Annotated in this window: 15 protein-coding genes; all 15 read right to left on the reverse strand. The window is 66.2% G+C overall.

Annotated elements, in window-relative coordinates; all coding sequences use genetic code 11:
- Positions 1-40: 40 nt before the first annotated feature.
- Positions 41-781 carry a hypothetical protein gene (locus ACZ1II_RS19530; protein ID WP_465145243.1) on the reverse strand — a complete coding sequence of 247 codons (741 nt, stop codon included), beginning with the start codon at positions 779-781 and terminating at the stop codon, positions 41-43.
- 142 nt (positions 782-923) lie between these two features.
- A complete protein-coding gene (locus ACZ1II_RS19535) occupies positions 924-1664 on the reverse strand; it encodes a Bax inhibitor-1/YccA family protein (RefSeq protein WP_465145244.1) in 741 nt (246 codons plus the stop codon).
- Between the two features lie 142 nt (positions 1665-1806).
- Positions 1807-2616, reverse strand: a complete 810-nt coding sequence (locus ACZ1II_RS19540; RefSeq protein WP_465145245.1) for a pyrroline-5-carboxylate reductase family protein — start codon at positions 2614-2616, stop codon at positions 1807-1809.
- A 96-nt stretch (positions 2617-2712) separates the two neighbouring features.
- Positions 2713-3219 carry a type III secretion system chaperone family protein gene (locus ACZ1II_RS19545; protein WP_465145246.1) on the reverse strand — a complete coding sequence of 169 codons (507 nt, stop codon included), beginning with the start codon at positions 3217-3219 and terminating at the stop codon, positions 2713-2715.
- Positions 3220-3401: 182 nt separating this feature from the next.
- Positions 3402-5453 carry an SPOR domain-containing protein gene (locus tag ACZ1II_RS19550; RefSeq protein ID WP_465145247.1) on the reverse strand — a complete coding sequence of 684 codons (2052 nt, stop codon included), beginning with the start codon at positions 5451-5453 and terminating at the stop codon, positions 3402-3404.
- A 139-nt stretch (positions 5454-5592) separates the two neighbouring features.
- Positions 5593-7140, reverse strand: coding sequence for a cell division protein FtsZ (gene ftsZ / locus ACZ1II_RS19555; RefSeq protein WP_465145248.1), 1548 nt, complete (start codon positions 7138-7140; stop codon positions 5593-5595).
- Between the two features lie 337 nt (positions 7141-7477).
- A complete protein-coding gene (ftsA, locus tag ACZ1II_RS19560; RefSeq protein WP_334182192.1) occupies positions 7478-8758 on the reverse strand; it encodes a cell division protein FtsA in 1281 nt (426 codons plus the stop codon).
- Positions 8758-9747, reverse strand: a complete 990-nt coding sequence (locus tag ACZ1II_RS19565) for a cell division protein FtsQ/DivIB (protein WP_465145249.1) — start codon at positions 9745-9747, stop codon at positions 8758-8760. The genes ftsA and ACZ1II_RS19565 overlap by 1 nt, the downstream gene beginning before the upstream one ends.
- The gene (locus ACZ1II_RS19570; RefSeq protein WP_465145250.1) at positions 9744-10700 is read right to left on the reverse strand and encodes a D-alanine--D-alanine ligase; all 957 of its coding nucleotides are present in this window, start codon (positions 10698-10700) and stop codon (positions 9744-9746) included. The genes ACZ1II_RS19565 and ACZ1II_RS19570 overlap by 4 nt, the downstream gene beginning before the upstream one ends.
- Positions 10697-11203, reverse strand: coding sequence for a DUF4262 domain-containing protein (locus ACZ1II_RS19575; protein WP_465145251.1), 507 nt, complete (start codon positions 11201-11203; stop codon positions 10697-10699). The genes ACZ1II_RS19570 and ACZ1II_RS19575 overlap by 4 nt, the downstream gene beginning before the upstream one ends.
- Positions 11200-12096: a UDP-N-acetylmuramate dehydrogenase gene (gene murB, locus ACZ1II_RS19580; RefSeq protein ID WP_465145252.1), complete on the reverse strand. Its 897-nt coding sequence runs from the start codon at positions 12094-12096 to the stop codon at positions 11200-11202. The genes ACZ1II_RS19575 and murB overlap by 4 nt, the downstream gene beginning before the upstream one ends.
- Positions 12093-13514 (reverse strand): UDP-N-acetylmuramate--L-alanine ligase, encoded by a 1422-nt coding sequence (gene murC, locus ACZ1II_RS19585; RefSeq protein WP_465145253.1) that lies wholly within the window; start codon positions 13512-13514, stop codon positions 12093-12095. Before murC ends, murB begins: the two co-directional genes overlap by 4 nt.
- The gene (gene murG / locus ACZ1II_RS19590) at positions 13511-14722 is read right to left on the reverse strand and encodes an undecaprenyldiphospho-muramoylpentapeptide beta-N-acetylglucosaminyltransferase (RefSeq protein ID WP_465145254.1); all 1212 of its coding nucleotides are present in this window, start codon (positions 14720-14722) and stop codon (positions 13511-13513) included. Before murG ends, murC begins: the two co-directional genes overlap by 4 nt.
- On the reverse strand, positions 14719-15936 hold the full coding sequence (locus tag ACZ1II_RS19595) for an FtsW/RodA/SpoVE family cell cycle protein (protein WP_465145255.1): 1218 nt from the start codon (positions 15934-15936) through the stop codon (positions 14719-14721). Before ACZ1II_RS19595 ends, murG begins: the two co-directional genes overlap by 4 nt.
- Positions 15936-17297: a UDP-N-acetylmuramoyl-L-alanine--D-glutamate ligase gene (gene murD / locus ACZ1II_RS19600; RefSeq protein WP_465145256.1), complete on the reverse strand. Its 1362-nt coding sequence runs from the start codon at positions 17295-17297 to the stop codon at positions 15936-15938. The genes ACZ1II_RS19595 and murD overlap by 1 nt, the downstream gene beginning before the upstream one ends.
- Positions 17298-17301: the final 4 nt, after the last annotated feature.

The raw sequence follows: 17301 nt of genomic DNA on the forward strand, positions 1-17301 counted from the left end.
TCGCGGGAATGCTCACACCGAGCATTTCCGCGGCACCAGTTCAGCGCGAAGAGGCCTGCTGGCTGAGGCCCGGAGCGACGGCCACCGGGGTCGTCGTCGCCGGAGCACCGGCGGTTGCACCGGCGCCGTAGCGGGATTCCCAGGCCGCGAGATCGGCGCGGTACTGGTCGTAGCTGTTGAAGAACTCCTTGAAAGGCGCTTCCGCCTTGGCAAGGCCGGTCACGGCGAAACCGTCGAGCTGGCCCGCGGGCACGGCCTGGAGATCGACCGAAAGGCCCATCGCCGCGTTGCAGAGCGCCGGAACCACCGGCGGCAGCGCGAAGAAATTGTAGACCTGCGTCTGGTAGGATTCACGCTCGCGTATCGACTTGGCGCCGTAGCGGGTCTTGAATTCCTTATCCAAGGCCTTGTTCGCGGCGTTCAGCGACTTCAGGTGCTTCTTCAGGAAGTCCTTGTAACCGGCGAGGATCGGCTCGTACTGCGGGCCAACGCAGTTCAGCGCCGCGACATTGTAGGCCGAACGCAGATTCCAGACCGTCTGGGCCGAGGACACACCGGTGTTGACCGTGCGGCGCGAACCGTCAACCGCCAGCGCCGGAACCACCATGTTGGGCGAAGCGCCGAGCGGCGGCATCGGCCGGGGCGGGATCACCACCTGAGGCGGCGGCGGCGGCGGCGCCACTGCGACCTCCTTGGGGCCGCAACCCGAAAGCAGGGCGACGAGCGAACCCGTCATCAGCGAGAGACCGCGCAGCAGGCCTCTATTCTTCAGGTTTACCACCCCGGAAACTCCAGTGCTCAGGCCGGTTCTCAGCCCAGTTCCTACAATGGCCGGGATTCTATCGCGACTCGACTCCAATGAAAATGCCCGGTGCGACGAATCGCACCGGGCATATCCTGTTTCCCGATCAAAAAACCGTGGATTAACGGCGATCGCCCAGGAAGCTCAGCAGGAACTGGAACATGTTGATGAAGTCCAGGTAGAGGCTGAGCGCACCCATCACCACGGCCTTGCCGAGGAACTCGGTGCCGCGAAGCTGGAAGTACTGGTTCTTGAGCATCTGCGTGTCGTAAGCGGTAAGGCCTGCGAAGATCAGCACGCCGAGGACCGAAATCGCCAGCTGCAGCACCGTCGAACCGACGAAGATGTTGACGACCATCGCCACCAGAATGCCGACCAGACCCATGATCAGGAAAGTGCCGAAGCCCGACAGGTCCTTCTTCGTGGTATAGCCATAGAGGCTGAGGCCCGCGAAGGCGGCGGCAGTCGCGAAGAACGTGGTCGCGATCGAGGTTGCGGTGAAGACCAGGAAGATCGCCGAGAGTGACAGGCCCATGACCACGCAGAAGCCCCAGTAGAGCATCTGGACGGTCGAGGTCTTCATGCGGTTCAGACCGAAGTTCATCGCCATCACGAAACCGAGCGGCGCCAGCATGATGACCCAGCGCAGCGGGGTGCTGAGCACCTGTGCCGCCATGCCGGAATTCGCGAAGAGCACCGCAACGATGCCCGACAGCAGCACGCCCGAGGCCATGTAGTTGTAGATGGACAGCATGTAGCTGCGCAGGCCCGCGTCATACGTGGCCTGGCCGGCTGCGCGTCCGTCAAGGCTCGGAGACGCACCGAAGCCCGTGCGGGGCTGGGGGTCGTTCCAATTCGCCATTTCAAACTCCTTTGGCGGGCACCAGCGAAATGCGGTGCCCGGACAAGAGGAATATCGTCCTGCAAGCCCCCGATTTCAAGAAAAACCGGAGACTCGACTTTGTGTCAAAATGTAAAAATGAATGGACTCGCCGCGAGTTGCCTCAGCCCTTGCGGGCTTCGGCGGCCATTTCGGCATTGCGGTCGCGCGAAGCGGCCATCGTTGCGGCGATCAGACGGGCAAGCGCCTCGTCCGCATCGAGCACGTTCATGCCCGCGCGGGTCGAGCCGCCGGGACTGGCGACCTTGTCCGCCAGTTCGCCCGGCGAGAACGGCGAGGCCGATGCCAGCTGCGCCGCGCCTTCCACCATCGCCACGGCAAGGCGCTGCGACTGCCCTTCTTCCAGGCCCAGCGCGACCCCGCCCGCCGCCAGCGCATCGATGAAGCGGTAAACGAATGCCGGGCCGCAGCCTGCAAGCGCGGTCACGGAATCGAACAGATCCTCGCGCACCAGCCACTCGGGCGTGCCGAGATGCGCCATCATCGCCGTGACCGCCGCGCGGCCGGTCTCGTCGAGACCCCGCGCATCGAGCGCGATCGGCGACTTCCCGATGGCGGCGGCAAGGTTCGGCATGATCCGCACGATCGCCCCGGCATCGGGGAAGCGCGCGGCGAGGCTGTCGAATTCGACGCCTGCAAGGATCGAGAACAGCGCCGTGCCCCTGCCGACCAGCGGGGCGATGGCAGGCGCCGCCTCGTCCAGCCCCTGCGGCTTGATGCCGAGCATGACGGCATCGAAGCGCCCTTCCCGCGGCAGCTCGCGCAGAAGGGTGACGCCTTCCGGCAGTTTCTCGCGGCGGGGATCGACGACCGTGAACGCCGAAGGCGACATGCCGCCCTTCAGCCAGCCTTCGAGCATGGCACCGGCCATGTTGCCGCAGCCGACCAGAAGGATGTTTCCAAAGCGGTTCATGTCATTCCCCTTGCGCGAATTCGTATTCGATCCCGCGCTTAGGGGAGCGCCCGAAGGCTGCCAAGACCCAATGACACCGCCGCCGACGGGACCAGTTCAGGCTTCTCCGGCAGCGTCGATCATGGCGGCGGCCAGAGCCTCGGTCGGGGTCTTGTCGCCCCAGAGGATGAACTGGAATACCGGGTAGAAGCGGTCGCATTCCTCGATCGCGGCCTCGACCACGGTCTGGGCCTGGCCGGGGCCGAGCAGTCCGTCCTCGCCGAGCATCAGCCCGTGGCGATAGAGCACCACGCCGCTGCTCGACCAGGTGTCGAAATGGCCGACCCAGATCTGCTCGTTGATGAGCGCGAGCGCCTCGAACATGGCCTGCCGCTTGCTGTCGGCAATGCGAATGTCGGGCAGGCAGAGCAGTTGCAGGACGCGGTCCTCAACCCGCCAGATCGCCTGGATCTGGTAGGTCGCCCAGGCGCCCTTCACTTCGGCCGAGATTTCGTCCTCGCCCGCATATTCGAAGGCCCAGTCGCGCGCTTCGAACAGCGACGCCAGCATCTCGATCGGAGCGGATTCGTCCTCCCGGCTAATGTCGTCCTGTACCGTTCTCATGATTTCCGACATTTGCCCTCCGCGACGCGACGGAGGCATGGATGCTTTGCCAAGGGGGGCAAGCACAATCCGGGGCACGCGATCGCCTGCGCAAAACTCCACTAGCCTGTTAACAGGATGTGGATAAGGCCGGACGAAAGGCAGTCGGGGCGAACCGAGCCTGCCTTACTTCGCGGCCTGTCTTACTTCGCGGAAAGCGCGTCCACGACCTGTCCGGCGGGGCTGGTCCACGGCAGCGCATCGGAAAAGCCCTGCTTCCTGGCATCGGCCATGAAGCTGCTCGCCGCCTTTTGCGTCGCGAAGGGACCGATCAGGATGCGGTTGGTCCGCCCCATCTCGCTGACGTACGGCTCGCGCCCCTTGAACAGCGCCGGTGCCTGCTTGTTGTAGCGACGCCAATCGAAGGCGATCGCGGCCTTGTCGCGCCCGACGCCGATCTGCACCCAGATGCGGCTGGGGTGCGACGGGGGCGCGGGTTTCTTGGCCTTGGCTTCCTTGGCAGCTTCCGCCTTGGCCTTGGCGATTTCCGCCCTGGTCTTGGGAACGGCCTTTCCGGCAGGCTTGTCCTCATCGTCGGCAGCCGCCTTGGCACCAGGCTTGGCCTTGGGGTCCGGCTTCGCCTTGGGATCGGCCTTGGCAGGAGCCTTTTCGGCCTGCTTGGGCGCTTCCGACTCCGGCTTTGGCAGCACGATCTTCGGCGGCGCAGGACGGGCCGGTTCGATCTGGCGAATATCGACCGCGCCGGAGGCAGGCATGCTCTGCATCGTCGGCTTGCCGATATCGGCGAATATCTGCGCCAGCGAGAGCTGCTGCGCGCCCGGCTCAGGCGGCGTTTCGGCGGGTGCCGCCTGCGCCGGGGCGGGTGCCGGCGCGGGCGTAGGCGCCGATGCCAGCGGGGCAGGCGCTGCCTGAGTGCCTTGAGCCGGAACGGAACGCGCCAGATCGAAGCCCGGCGTCGCGGTATTGCTCACCGGCGAGGCAGCCGCCGTGTGAACGGGAGCCGTGCCCACCGCCTTGGGATCGAAGCCCGGCGGCAGCGAAGAAGCGGCGGCAGGCGGCGTGGTCGCAGGCTTTGCCGAGACCGGAGACGCGGCAGGCGTCGCGCTTGCGAGCGGCGGCAGTTCACCGGTCGCGCCGTCACGCTCGATGGTCGGCTTCGGCTCGGGCGGGGCGACGCGGGCGGGTTCCAGTGTCTTGGCCGTGCTTGGCGTGGAGCGCGTCGTCCGCGTACCGCCAAGGCGATAGGGATCGGCCGCCGCGACCGAAACACCACCAGTCTTCGGTCCTGCCTTGCTTCCGCTGCCGGTCCGCGTGGTACGCGAAGGCCGCTCCGGCGCCTTGCCGCTACCCAATGCCTCGCCGCGGGGGACGAGATTGGCATCCGCACTCGCCACCTGCACCGGCTTGTAGGCGGCGATGCGAGCATCGTCGTGACCGATTTCAGACGCACGCGGGAACTTGCCGAGATTCGCCGCCGCCGCCTGCTGCGCGCGGGTCAGGCGCGGCATGTAGCGCAAGTAAGGCGCGATGTTCTGGGCGAGCTGCGGCGGCAGGATCGTGTTGGAAACCTCGACCGCCTGCTTGGTATCGCCCGCGATCGCCAGCGAGAAGGCGCGCGTGCGCCAGCCCGGCTTGTCCTGCTTGCGCAGCAGCGGCATGATCGTGGTTTCGGCAGCCTGGGCATCCCCGGCAATCGCCTGGCTGATCGACAGACGCATGCGCACGTCCTCATCGTTCGCACCGCCGAGCGCCAGTGCATAGTAGCGCTGCGCCGCCGCGTTATCGCCGACGAGATCATAGGCGAGGCCGCGGTCGGCAGCGAGACTGGTCGGGCTGGCCCCGGCCCGCTCGGCCTCGGCGAAGAGCGGCAGCGCCGCCACCGGATCGCCGCTCTGCGCCAGCGAGGCGGCAAGCCCCGCCTTCACGCGGGCATTCCCGGCAGAAATTTCGTCGGCGCGGCGATAGAAGCCGATCGCGGCGTCGAAATCGCCGAGCCTGCGCGCCGCATCACCGGCATCGATCAGGGCGGAAACGTCGCGCGGATCACGGCCGAGACGGGCCAGCGCCGCATTCAGCTTCGTCTGGTCCGCGCTGGGCAGCGCCTGAACCACGGGCGCTGCCGAGGCCGATGTCGCCACGAAAACGACCGCGAGACCTGCGGCAGGAACAGCCAGTGCGACATGGGCAGCCGCCGAAGCCAGCCACTTGCTCGAAACCCTCTGACGTAGCCGCAAGACTCGAAAAACCTCTTGAAACGGACAAAGGCCCGAATGGGTCGGGCCTTTGCCGGAAATCGACCGGCCGCGCCTATGGCGTGCCGATCCTGAACCTTGCGAAAACGGGCGGAGATGCACGCACCTCCGCCCGTCTCACTTACTGGTTGTTCTGCCGCCCGAGGAAGCGCGGGATGCTGATCGAAGCGCCGTCGTCCTCGTCACCGGCAGGCTCTGCCGGAGCGGGCTTGGGGCGCGAGAGGCTGGTCATGCGCTCGAACAGCGTGGAACCGCCGCCGACCGGACGGGCCGGAGCGGGGGCAGGCTGGCTGAGTGCAGGCTGGCTGGGCGCAGGCGCGCGCACCGGCGCTTCCGGCTCGGCGTGCTGGCTGCCGTTCAGCAGCAATTCGTCCTGCGGACGGGCTGCCGATGGCTGGGGCGCGCCGAGATCGAGCGGCTGGCTGCTGCGCAGACCGGCATAAGCGACCGGCGCTTCCGGCTCGACTTCCTCGCTGGCGCCGAGTTCGAGTTCGAACGGCTGTTCGGCCGCCTCGGGCGCGGGGGTCGAGAGTTCGAACGGCTCGGAGACCGAAGCGGCAGGCGCCTGCGGGATCGCCACCGCCGGAGCCGGGGTGACGAGCGGCGCGGGCGCGCTGGGCACCGGACGCGAAACCATCGGGCGGACCGGGCCGCGCGAGGCGCTGAGGTTCAGCGGGCGTGCCGCGATCTCGGCCATTTCGGTGGTCTGTTCGATGCCGGTGGCGACCACCGAGACGCGAATCTTGCCCTGAAGGTCCGGGTTGAACGCCGAGCCCCAGATGATGTTCGCGTCGGGATCGACCAGCTCGCGGATATGGTTCGCCGCTTCATCGACTTCGAGCAGCTTCATGTCGTCGCCGCCGATGATCGAGATGATGACGCCCTTGGCGCCCTGCATCGACACGCCGTCGAGCAGCGGGTTCGCTATGGCACGTTCGGCGGCTTCGAGCGCGCGGTTCGGGCCTTCGCCCTCGCCCGTGCCCATCATCGCCTTGCCCATTTCGCCCATGACCGAGCGGACGTCCGCGAAGTCGAGGTTGATAAGGCCCGGCATGATCATCAGATCGGTGATCGAGCGCACGCCCTGCTGGAGCACTTCGTCGGCGAGCGAGAAGGCTTCCTTGAAGGTGGTGTCAGCCTTGGCGACCAGGAACAGGTTCTGGTTCGGGATGACGATCAGCGTATCGACGTGCTTCTGCAGCTCCTCGATACCCGCGTCGGCCGAGCGCATGCGGCGCGTGCCTTCGAACATGAACGGCTTGGAAACCACGCCGACCGTCAGCACGCCCTTGGCGCGCGCGGCCTGGGCGATGATCGGCGCGGCGCCGGTGCCGGTGCCGCCGCCCATGCCGGCGGCGATGAAGACCATATGGACGCCTTCGAGCAGGCGCTCGATGTCCTCGATGGTTTCCTCTGCAGCGGCGCGGCCCACTTCCGGACGCGCACCGGCACCGAGGCCCTGGGTGATTTCCGGACCGAGCTGGATGCGCGTTTCCGCGATCGAGTTGTTGAGCGCCTGGGCGTCGGTATTGGCGACGACGAAGTCCACGCCCTCTATCTGGGCCTGGATCATGTTGGCGATGGCGTTGCCGCCCGCACCGCCTACGCCGATGACGACAATCCGCGGACGAAGCTCTTCGATCGCCGGCGGTCCGATGTTGATGCTCATTTCGTTCTCCTGGCAGGCACGTGCGCGAAGAAAATTATCTTGACTAGCCTGATTGCACGCCTGCCTCCATCAAGGCAAAGCGCGCGGGGCTGTTGTCCACAGGCGAAACCGCCAATTCCAGCCAATCCTGCCGTCCCTGTCGCAGGGATTGCACGACTGGCCAAAGTGCGCGGCTTTCGTCTGGAAATTCGCTGACGCGAATTTCGCGGCACCGGCCCACGCCCCCACCCGACCTCCCAACGATAGTATCCTGCGGGTGGTCGGGTGGGGGCGCCTAAACGAACCGGGGCCGGTGCCGCCTCAAAAATGCCCTGAAGGGCATTTTTCAGACAATCACTCAAAAGTATTCCCTCAAGGCTCTATAGACGCGATTTACGACGCCGAGGCCGCTGTAACGTACTGTACCCTGACGGTTCTTGCCGAAAGTGCGGATGTCGATGGGGTCTGCCGCGGCGTAGAGCACGAGGCCCGCCAGCGTCGAGAAGCCCGGTTTCACGTGGGCTTCGGCCAGTCCCGCGAGGTGCGGCACCCGCCCGATCCGCACCGGCTTGCCGAGCGCGGCCTGCGCATAGTCGGCCAGTCCCACCAGTTCCGCGCCGCCGCCGGTGAAGACCACCTGCTTGCCGCGCTGGGCGTTGAAGCGCATCAGCTTGAGCGCCTTGTTGATCTCTTCCATCAGGATGCCGAGCTGGCCGGTAATCACCCCAATCAGTTCGGCGCGGGGAATGCGGTTCTTGTCGTCGGCATGGCGGGCGATCGGGCCGGTGCCCTCTTCCCCCGGCGCGTTGACCGGGATCATCTCGCGGTGGTCGTGCGGGCTGGCGATGGCCGAGCCGTTCACGCATTTCAGCCGCTCTGCCTGGAAGCGGCGGATGCCGAAGGCCGAGGCGACCGCGTCGGTGATGTCCGCCGAACCCATCGGGATCGAGATCATGTCGATCAGCAGCCCATGCGAATAGACCGCGACATTGGTGACTTCCGCGCCGAATTCGACGAGCGCCACGCCGAGGTCACGCTCCTCGGGCGAAAGGCAGGCCTGACCCGCCGCGATCGGCGAGCCGACCACCGCCTCGACTTCGAGATGGGCGCACTGCACGGCCTCGGTCAGGTTGCGGATCGGCGCGCCGTCCGCCAGCACGATATGGATATCGACGCCGAGCCGCTCGGCATGGAGGCCAGTGGGATTGCCGACGCCGTGGGCACCGTCGAGGCGATATTGCGCGGGCTGGGCATGAAGCACCATGCGCCCGTCAGGCTGGATCACCTCACGCGCGGAGATCAGCAGCTGGTCGATGTCCTCCTGCTCGATGCGGCGACCGCCGATCTCGGCATCGAACTGGTCGATGCGACTGGCCAGCCCTGCTCCCGAACAGCCGATCCAGACTTTCGACACGCTGGTGTCGGCCATCTTCTCGGCCCGGTCGATGGCGTCGCGCACGGCGTAAGTCGCCGCGGCCATGTCGGTGACATAGCCGCGCTTGATGCCCTGGCTGGCGCGGTGGCCGGAGCCGAGCACGATCATGTCGCCCATTTCGGACATGCCCGCGACGATCGCGGAAATGCGGAAGGAGCCGATATTGACCGCGCCGAACACGCGGGTGATGCGAGGGGGCGCCATTACTGTTCCTCCGCCGCCACGGCGGTCGTGGGCGCCGTGGCGTTAATTGCTGATGGGCTCGCTTCTGCACCCGTATGCGGCACTGCCCCCGCCTTCATCGCCAATTCCTGTCCTTCGCCGTCGGGCACCCGCAAGTAGATGCGGTCCTTCGCGCGCATGTCGATCGCCGTCACTTTGCCGCCGATCAGCCGATTGGTGCCGTCCAGCCTTGCGAAGGTGACAAGCGCGCTCGCCGATTCGGTATCACCTTCCGGCAGGGCCAGCACCTGCCCGGTCTGAAACGTCAGATTCCAGCGGCGGTTGCCGATCCATTCGGCTTCCTGCACTTTCGGCTGGAGCGCCGGCGCGGCTTCCAGCAAGTGCCCGAGCTGCGTCACCTGCTGGCCCGCGCCCGGGCCGGAGACGATCAGCTTGCCCTTGGCATCCTTGCGGTTGATCGCCTCAAGCTCCTGTCCGGTCTCGTCGATCAGTACGAAGCGGTCGGCCTTGCGCAGCACTGCGTGGGGCGCGCGCTCGACGATGTCGATCACCAGCGTGTCGGGAAGCTGGCGCGAGACGCGCGCGTCCTTGACCCACGAGAGGCCCATCAATTCGCCGCGCAGCCCGTCGAGATCGACCTGGGTCATCGCCCGGTCGCGTTCTGCAAGGGCTTTCTCGTAGACTTTCAGCTCGTTGAGGTTCTTCACCCCGCGCACTTCGACGCGCTTCACCTCGAACCCGGCGTCGGCAGCCACTTGCGCGAACTGCTTGCCCGCTAGCATCGGCACGCCCGCCGCATTGGCGACGACCCAGATCAGCAGCCCCGCACCGCCGAGGATGGCGACGAGGAAGATCTTGTGAAGCTGCTCCTCGGTGAAGGGCAGCCAACTCATCACCGTGTCGACGGCGGTGCCGCTCGTCGCCTTGGCCTGGCGGACCTTTGCCTTGGTGTTCCGGGCCGCTGCGGCCTTTCGCGCTGTCTTCGGCTTGCGCCGGATCGTCTGGCTCATTTGCCCCCCTTGGCGACCTTTCCGGCGTCGGCAAGCGCTTCGGCGATGATAGCCTCCACGAGATCGGGGTATTCCATGCCGCAGGCACGCGCCTGTTCTGGGACGAGGCTGAGCGGGGTCATGCCCGGCTGGGTGTTGACCTCCAGCAGGAACAGGCCCTCGACGCCCTGCGTGTCGTCCCAGCGGAAGTCGGCGCGGCTGGTGCCCTTGCAGCCGAGCAACTGGTGCGAGCGCAGCGCGAGGTCCTTGCAGGCCGCGGTGATCTCGTCGGGGATTTCCGCCGGGCAGACGTGTTCGGTCATGCCGTCGGTATACTTGGCGTCGAAGTCGTAGAAGCCCGACTTGGGCTTGAGTTCGGTGACGAGGAGAGCGCGGTCTCCTATCACGGCAGTGGTCAGTTCGCGGCCACGAATGAACGGTTCGGCAAGCAGGCGGTCGAATTCCTGCCACGGCCCCTTGGCGTCCTTCGCGACGGGATTGCCGTAATTGCCCTCATCGGTGACGATGGCGACGCCGACCGAGGAGCCCTCGTTGACCGGTTTGAGCACATAGGGACGCGGCAACGGATCGCGTTCGTGGATTTCCGCGCTCTCGACGATACGGCCGCCGGGCATCGGAATGCCGTGCGGGACCAGCGCCTGCTTGGTCAGTTCCTTGTCGATGGCGATCACCGAAGTGGCGAGGCCCGAATGGGTGTAGGTGAGGCCCATCAGGTCCATCATGCCCTGCACCGTGCCGTCCTCGCCCGGCGCGCCGTGGAGCGCGTTGAACACGACATCCGGCTTTGCCTCCGACAGGCGCAGCGCGACATCGCGGTCCATGTCGATGCGGGTGACCTTGTGGCCCTTGGACTCGAGCGCCTTGGCCACGCCCTCGCCGCTCATCAGCGAGACCGGCCGCTCGTTCGACCAACCGCCCATCAGGACCGCGACGTGGAGTTTGGAGAGGGTCATGAATTCAATCTCGGATTATAGATTGCGGGCTGACTTGCGCGAACCCAATCCGCGCAACCATCATCCCAAGGAAAACGATTTTCTGCATCTGGCCAAACAAGCATCGCAACATCTTGAAGTGGTTGCTGCATTTGGGTTCGATGGAACCATAACGCTGAATTGAAATATTCCTCATCAAGCCAAGTTTCATGCACTATTCGGACAATACAATCATAGTCGCCGAATACGCCTGATATTCTCTGACCCTCAGAAAGAACTAAACCTTCCGCGCATAAAACCAGCATCTGGTTTACGGCCGGAGCGTAAACATCATCCGGCAAGCCGAACATAATGACCTCAGGTGCCCCGACAGTCTTTTTAAAACCTACGGAATAAGCGAAAGTTTGATAGGGTGTCGCTTCATCGCGGACAGCATTGATGTGGCATCCATGCCTCGCAACGTTTTCCACGATCAACGCCTCAAAGCTATTGAGTGCCTCCCGCTTCTTTCGTCCAAAGATCATAGCCGCCCCACTCGCTGGATTTCCCATTCGAGCATGACGCCCGACTTTTCCTTGACCCGGCGGCGGACTTCCTCGCCCAAGGCCTCGATATCGCTGCTGGTGGCGTCGGCAACGTTGAGCAGGAAGTTGGTGTGCTTCTCGCTCACTTGCGCGCCGCCGAGGGTCAGGCCGCGGCATCCGGCTTCGTCCACGAGTTGCCAGGCCTTGTGGCCTTCGGGGTTCTTGAAGGTCGAACCGCCGGTCTTGCTGCGCAGGGGCTGGCTGGCCTCGCGGCTGGCGGAAATGCGGTCCATTTCGGCCTGGATCGCCTCCGGTTCCCCGGCGCGGCCCTTGAAGCGCGCGGCGACGACCACGGCGCCTTCCGGCAGCTGCGAGTGGCGATAGGTATAGCCGAGGTCGGCGTTACCCAGTGTCACCAGCGAACCGTCGCGCAGGACCACGTCGCAGTCGATCAGCACATCCTTGACCTCGCCGCCGTAAGCGCCGCCGTTCATCCGCACGAAGCCGCCGACAGTGCCGGGGATCGAGCGCAGGAATTCGACCCCGGCAATGCCGTTGTCGCGCGCGGTGGAGGACACGAGAATGCCGCTCGCCCCGCCGCCGCATTCCAGCGTGACCTCATCGACGCGGGAGACTTTCGCAAAAGCCTTGCCGAGGCGGATCACCACGCCCGGAACGCCGCCGTCGCGCACGATCATGTTCGAGCCGAGACCCAGCGCCATGACCGGCACCGAGGGATCGAGATCGCGCAGGAAGCCTTGCAGGTCGGTGAGGTCCTTGGGTTCGAACAGCCACTCGGCCGTCCCGCCCGACTTGAACCAGACGAGCGGCGCCAGCGGCGCGTCGGCCTTCAGCTTGCCGGAAACCTGCGGAAGATGCGCGGCTTCGCTCAAGCGGCCCTCCGTGCCCGGATCGCGTCGGCCAGACCTGCTGCCCACTTGGTGATGTCGCCCGCGCCGAGGCAGACGACCATGTCGCCCGGCTGGATCGAGCCTGCCAGCACGTCGGCCAGCGCGTCCGCCCCGGCGACGACTTGCGCCGAGCGGTGGCCGCGCGCCTTCATGCCCGAGACCATGTGCTCGGAATCGACGCCTTCGATCGGCTGCTCGCCCGCGGCGTAGACCGGCGCGGCATAGACCACATCGGCGTCGTTGAAGGCGCCTTCGAAGTCTTCCATGTGGTCGCGCAGGCGGGTGAAGCGGTGCGGCTGGACCACGGCGATCACGCGATTGCGCACGCCCTCACGCGCGGCGGCCAGCACGGCGCGAATCTCGACCGGGTGGTGGCCGTAATCATCGATCACGGTGACGACACCGCCCTCGACTTCGACTTCTCCGACTTTGGTGAACCGGCGCTTCACACCGCCGAATTTCGAGAAGCCGGTCTGGATGCAATCGTCCGAGCAGCCCATCTCCACCGCCACGCCCACGGCGGCGAGCGCGTTCTGGACGTTATGGCGGCCCGGCATCGGCAGTTCGATACCCTCGATCCGGCGGAACGAGCCGTCGCGCTGGCGCAGGGCCACGTCGAAGCGGTTGCCGCCGGGAATCGGGGTGACGTTCTCGCCGCGAATGTCGGCCTGGGCCGAGAAGCCGTACGTCACCACGCGGCGGTCGCGCACCTTGGGGATGATCGCCTGCACTTCCGGGTGGTCGATGCAGAGCATCGCCGCGCCGTAGAAGGGCACGTTCTCGATGAATTCGACGAAGGAGTCCTTCACCTTGTCGAACGATCCGTAGTGGTCGAGGTGCTCGGGATCGATATTGGTGACGACGGCGATGGTGCCGTCGAGGCGCAGGAACGAGCCGTCGCTTTCGTCGGCTTCCACCACCATCCAGTCCGAGGCGCCGAGGCGGGCGTTCGAGCCGTAGGAATTGATGATGCCGCCGTTGATGACGGTGGGATCGACCCCACCCGCATCGAGCAGCGCCGCGACCATCGAGGTCGTGGTGGTCTTGCCGTGGGTGCCGGCCACGGCGACGGTGTTCTTGAGCCGCATCAGTTCGGCCAGCATCTCGGCGCGGCGGACCACGGGAATGCGGTTTTCGAGCGCATAGACGACTTCGGGATTGTCGCGCTTCACGGCGGTCGAAGTGACGACCACGGCCACGCCCTCGACGTTCTCGGCCGACTGGCCGATCATGACCTTGATCCCGCGCCCGCGCAGGCCTTCGACCACGTAACCTTCGGCAATGTCGGAGCCTTGCACCGAATAGCCGAGGTTGTGCATCACTTCGGCGATGCCGGACATGCCGATGCCGCCGATGCCGACGAAGTGGATCGTGCCGATGTCGGTGCCGACGCCCCTCACTGCACGGACTCCTTCGCGAGCTTGCCCTTGGCGAGGGCTTCGCCGCTCTTGGCGGGCATGGCCTTTTCCATGCGGATCACGTCCATGATCGGCGCGGCGCCGAAGCTCTCGACGAGGTCGGCCAGATCGCTGGCGGCATTGGGATAACCGCAGTTCCACGAGGCGTGGGCGGCATTGGCAAGGGTTTCGGGATGCTGGGCCATGGCCTGTATCTGTTTCGCGAGCGTGGTCGCGGTGAAGTTTTCCTGACGGATCGCACGCGCGCCGCCCGCCGCGACGATCTCGCGGGTGTTGGCGGCCTGGTGGTCGTCGGTGGCGATCGGCAGCGGGATCAGGATCGCGGGACGGCCCACTGCCGTGAGTTCCGCGATCGTCGAGGCGCCCGAGCGGCCGATGAACAAGTGCGCACCGGCAAGCCGCTCCGCCATGTCCTCGAAATAAGTCGCGAGTTCGGCGGGGATGCCCTGCCCGGCATAGCGGGCGCGGACGGCCTCGATATCCTCCGGGCGGCACTGCTGAATCACCTGAAGCCGCGAACGCAGCGCCGGGGGCAGCATGGCGAGGCCGTCCGGCACGACTTCCGAAAGCACCCGCGCGCCCTGGCTGCCGCCGGTCACGAGGATGCGCAGCAGGCTGTCCTCGGCGAATTCGGGGAACGGCGCCTCGCGCAGGGCGAGAACTTCGTCGCGCACCGGATTGCCGACGAGCGTGACTTTATCCGCCAGCTTGGGATCGAGCCGGTCGACTTGCTCGAAAGCCGTGGCGATGGCGTTGACCTTGCCCGCGAAGTAGCGGTTCACCCGGCCCAGCACCGAGTTCTGCTCGTGCAGGATCGTCGGAATCTTCGCGGAATGGGCCGCCAGCATCGTCGGCAGCGCGGGATAGCCGCCGAAACCGATCACGGCGGTCGGCTGGAAGCTCTCGAACAGGCGCAGCGCCATGGCGCGGCCCGACAGGATGCCCTTGAGGCCCTTGAGCCAGTTCAGCGGGTTCTTGCCCGCGATGCGGCCCTGCGGCAGGACATGGGCGGGCAGATAGTCGGGCTTGCCGGGGATCGCCGCGCCGCGCTCGTCGGTGATGAGCGCGACGTGGTGGCCGCGCCGGTCCAGTTCGGCGGCGAGCGCGAAAGCGGGAATGAGGTGTCCGCCGGTCCCGCCCGCGGCGAGGACGTAATGGCGGCTTACCGAGCCTTTTACGGCCGAACTCATGAAGAAAAGTCTCCAACGGCGCGGAGCGAGAACTTCTCGCGCTTGATGAACGGGTTGCGGCGCGTGATCGCCAGCAGCAGGCCCACAGTCATGCACATGGCGACCGTGGAGGAGCCGCCGTAGCTGATCAGCGGCAGGGTCATGCCCTTCGAGGGGAAGAGCTGGAGGTTGACCAGGATGTTGATGAAGGCCTGCCCGCCGAACTGCGAGGCGATGCCGGAGGCGGCGAGCACGGTGAAGAGGTCCTCCTCCTCGGTGAGGCGCAGCATCACCCGCGTCAGCAGCGCGAGGTAGATCATGACGATGATGACGCAGGCGATCAGCCCGAATTCCTCACCGATGACCGAGAAGATGTAGTCGGTATGCGCTTCGGGGAGCGCCATCTTGCGCGCGCCCATCCAGAAGCCCTGCCCGAACCATCCGCCGTTGAGCAGGGTGCGCTGGGCAAGGTCCACCTGGTCGAAGGCATTGCCGCCCGACAGGAACGAGTCGATGCGGTTCCGGCCGTTGTCATAGGTGAAATACATCAGGACAATCCCCGCGACGCCGAGACCCGCGAACAGGCCGATGCGCTTCAGGGGAATGCCCGCCAGCAGGATCATCACGAAGAAAGTGCCGGAAAACAGCATGGTCGAGCCAAAGTCCGGCTGCGCCATCAGCAGCGCGCCGAGCAGGCCCATCAGGCAGAAGCAGATCGCCACCACCGGAATATGCGGATCGCGCGCGCGCCACGAGAGAATCCAGGCCAGCAGGATCGGGAAGCCGGAGCCGAGGAACTGCGAAGGCTGGATCGAGAAGCCGAGCCTCAGCCAGCGCCGCGCGCCGTTCACTTCGGAGCCGACCACCGGCACCAGCACCAGCCCCACCAGCATGACCGCCGCGATCAGGATGCCGACCCGGCGCGCGCTGTCCTTCGACAGGCTGGAGGCCCAGAACATCGCGCAGAGGCCAACGAACTGCCAGCGGAGGTGCAGCCAGAAGAAGTGCAGCTGCGAGAGCTTCTCGTGCGCAGTCGAGAGGCGCCGGGCGCTTGCCGGGGAACCGGCGGCGACGGCCACGGCGCCGATCCCCATGAGGATCAGGACAATAGCCAGCACGGTGCGGTCGATCTCCTGCCACCAGATCGCCAGCTGGCCGCGACGGTTGCGGTTGTAGCGGACATTGGCGGGAGTGGTTCCGGGGCCGGTCCCAGTGCCGGGCGCGACTATAGCCATCAGTGCCTGATCCCCTCGGCATCCGTGCCCTGCGATTCCAGCAGCGCCTCGACGATCTGGCGGAAGGCCAGCCCGCGCGCCTCGTAATCGCGGAACTGGTCGAAGCTGGCACAGGCGGGCGAAAGCATGATGACGTCGCCGGGGACAGCGCGGACCATCGCCTCGCGGATGGCCTCGGCCATCATCTCGCTGCGGTGCACTTCGGTATAAGGCGCAAGGATTTCGGCAAAGCGCGCACCCGCATCGCCGATCGTATAGGCGGCGGCGACATTGCCGAAGTACGGCACGCATTCGTCGAGATTGTCACCTTTGGGCAGTCCTCCGACGATCCAGTGGATGCGCGGTGCAGGCGCGGGCGGATAGGCGGCCAGCGCGGGCGCGGTGGAGGCCGGATTGGTCGCCTTGCTGTCGTTGATATAGAGCACGCCGCCAGCCTCGGCCACGCGCTCCATGCGGTGGGGGAGGCCGCTGAAAGTGCGCAGCGCCGGTTGCCATTGCTCGGCGGAAATCCCCAGCGCCTCGACGATGGCGACGGCCACGGCGGCGTTCTGGAGATTGTGCGGGCCTTGCAGCGAGGGCCAGTCCGGCTGGAGCGCGGCGAGATCGCTGCCGTCCACCCGGCGCACGGCACCGGGCGCACGGCGCGCTTCTTCCACCTCGGCTATGTCAGCGGTTTCGCGATCGCCGGTGCCGAACACCGCGGGACGGTCGGCGGCCTGCATGGCGAAGAGGCGCGCCTTGGAGGCGGCATAGGCCTCGAACCCGTCGTAGCGGTCGAGGTGGTCGGGGGTGATGTTGAGCAGCGCGGCCACGTCGCAGTCGAGGCTGCGGGTGAGATCGATCTGGTAGCTCGACAATTCGAGCACATAGACGCCGCCTTCTGGCAGCGGCTCCTCGCCCAGCACCGGCACGCCGATATTGCCGCCGACGCGGGTGGGCACGCCAGCGCTTTCGAGCAGATGATGGACCAGCGAGGTCGTCGTCGACTTGCCGTTGGTGCCGGTGATGCCAACCACGCGATGCGCGGGCAGGCTCTCACGCGCCAGCGCGAAGAGTTCGATATCGCCGATCACCGGCACGCCCTGGCGGCGCGCGGCTTCGGCGATCGGGTGGGTGTTGAGCGGAACGCCGGGCGAGACGATCACGCCGTCATAGCCGGTGATATCCGCCGTGACCGGATCGGCCAGTTCGATGCTTTCCGCATCGCGCCGGGCGCAGAAGGCCTGGCGCGGCTCTTCGCGCGCGTCCCAGGCCATGACATGGGCGCCGCTGGCGAGCAGCGTCTCGACCGCAGTGAGGCCGGAGCGCGCAAGTCCGAGAACCGCGTAGCGCTTGGCGGCAAAGGCGGAGGAGACGATCACGGCC

The organism is Novosphingobium sp. BL-S-20 (assembly GCF_055521635.1).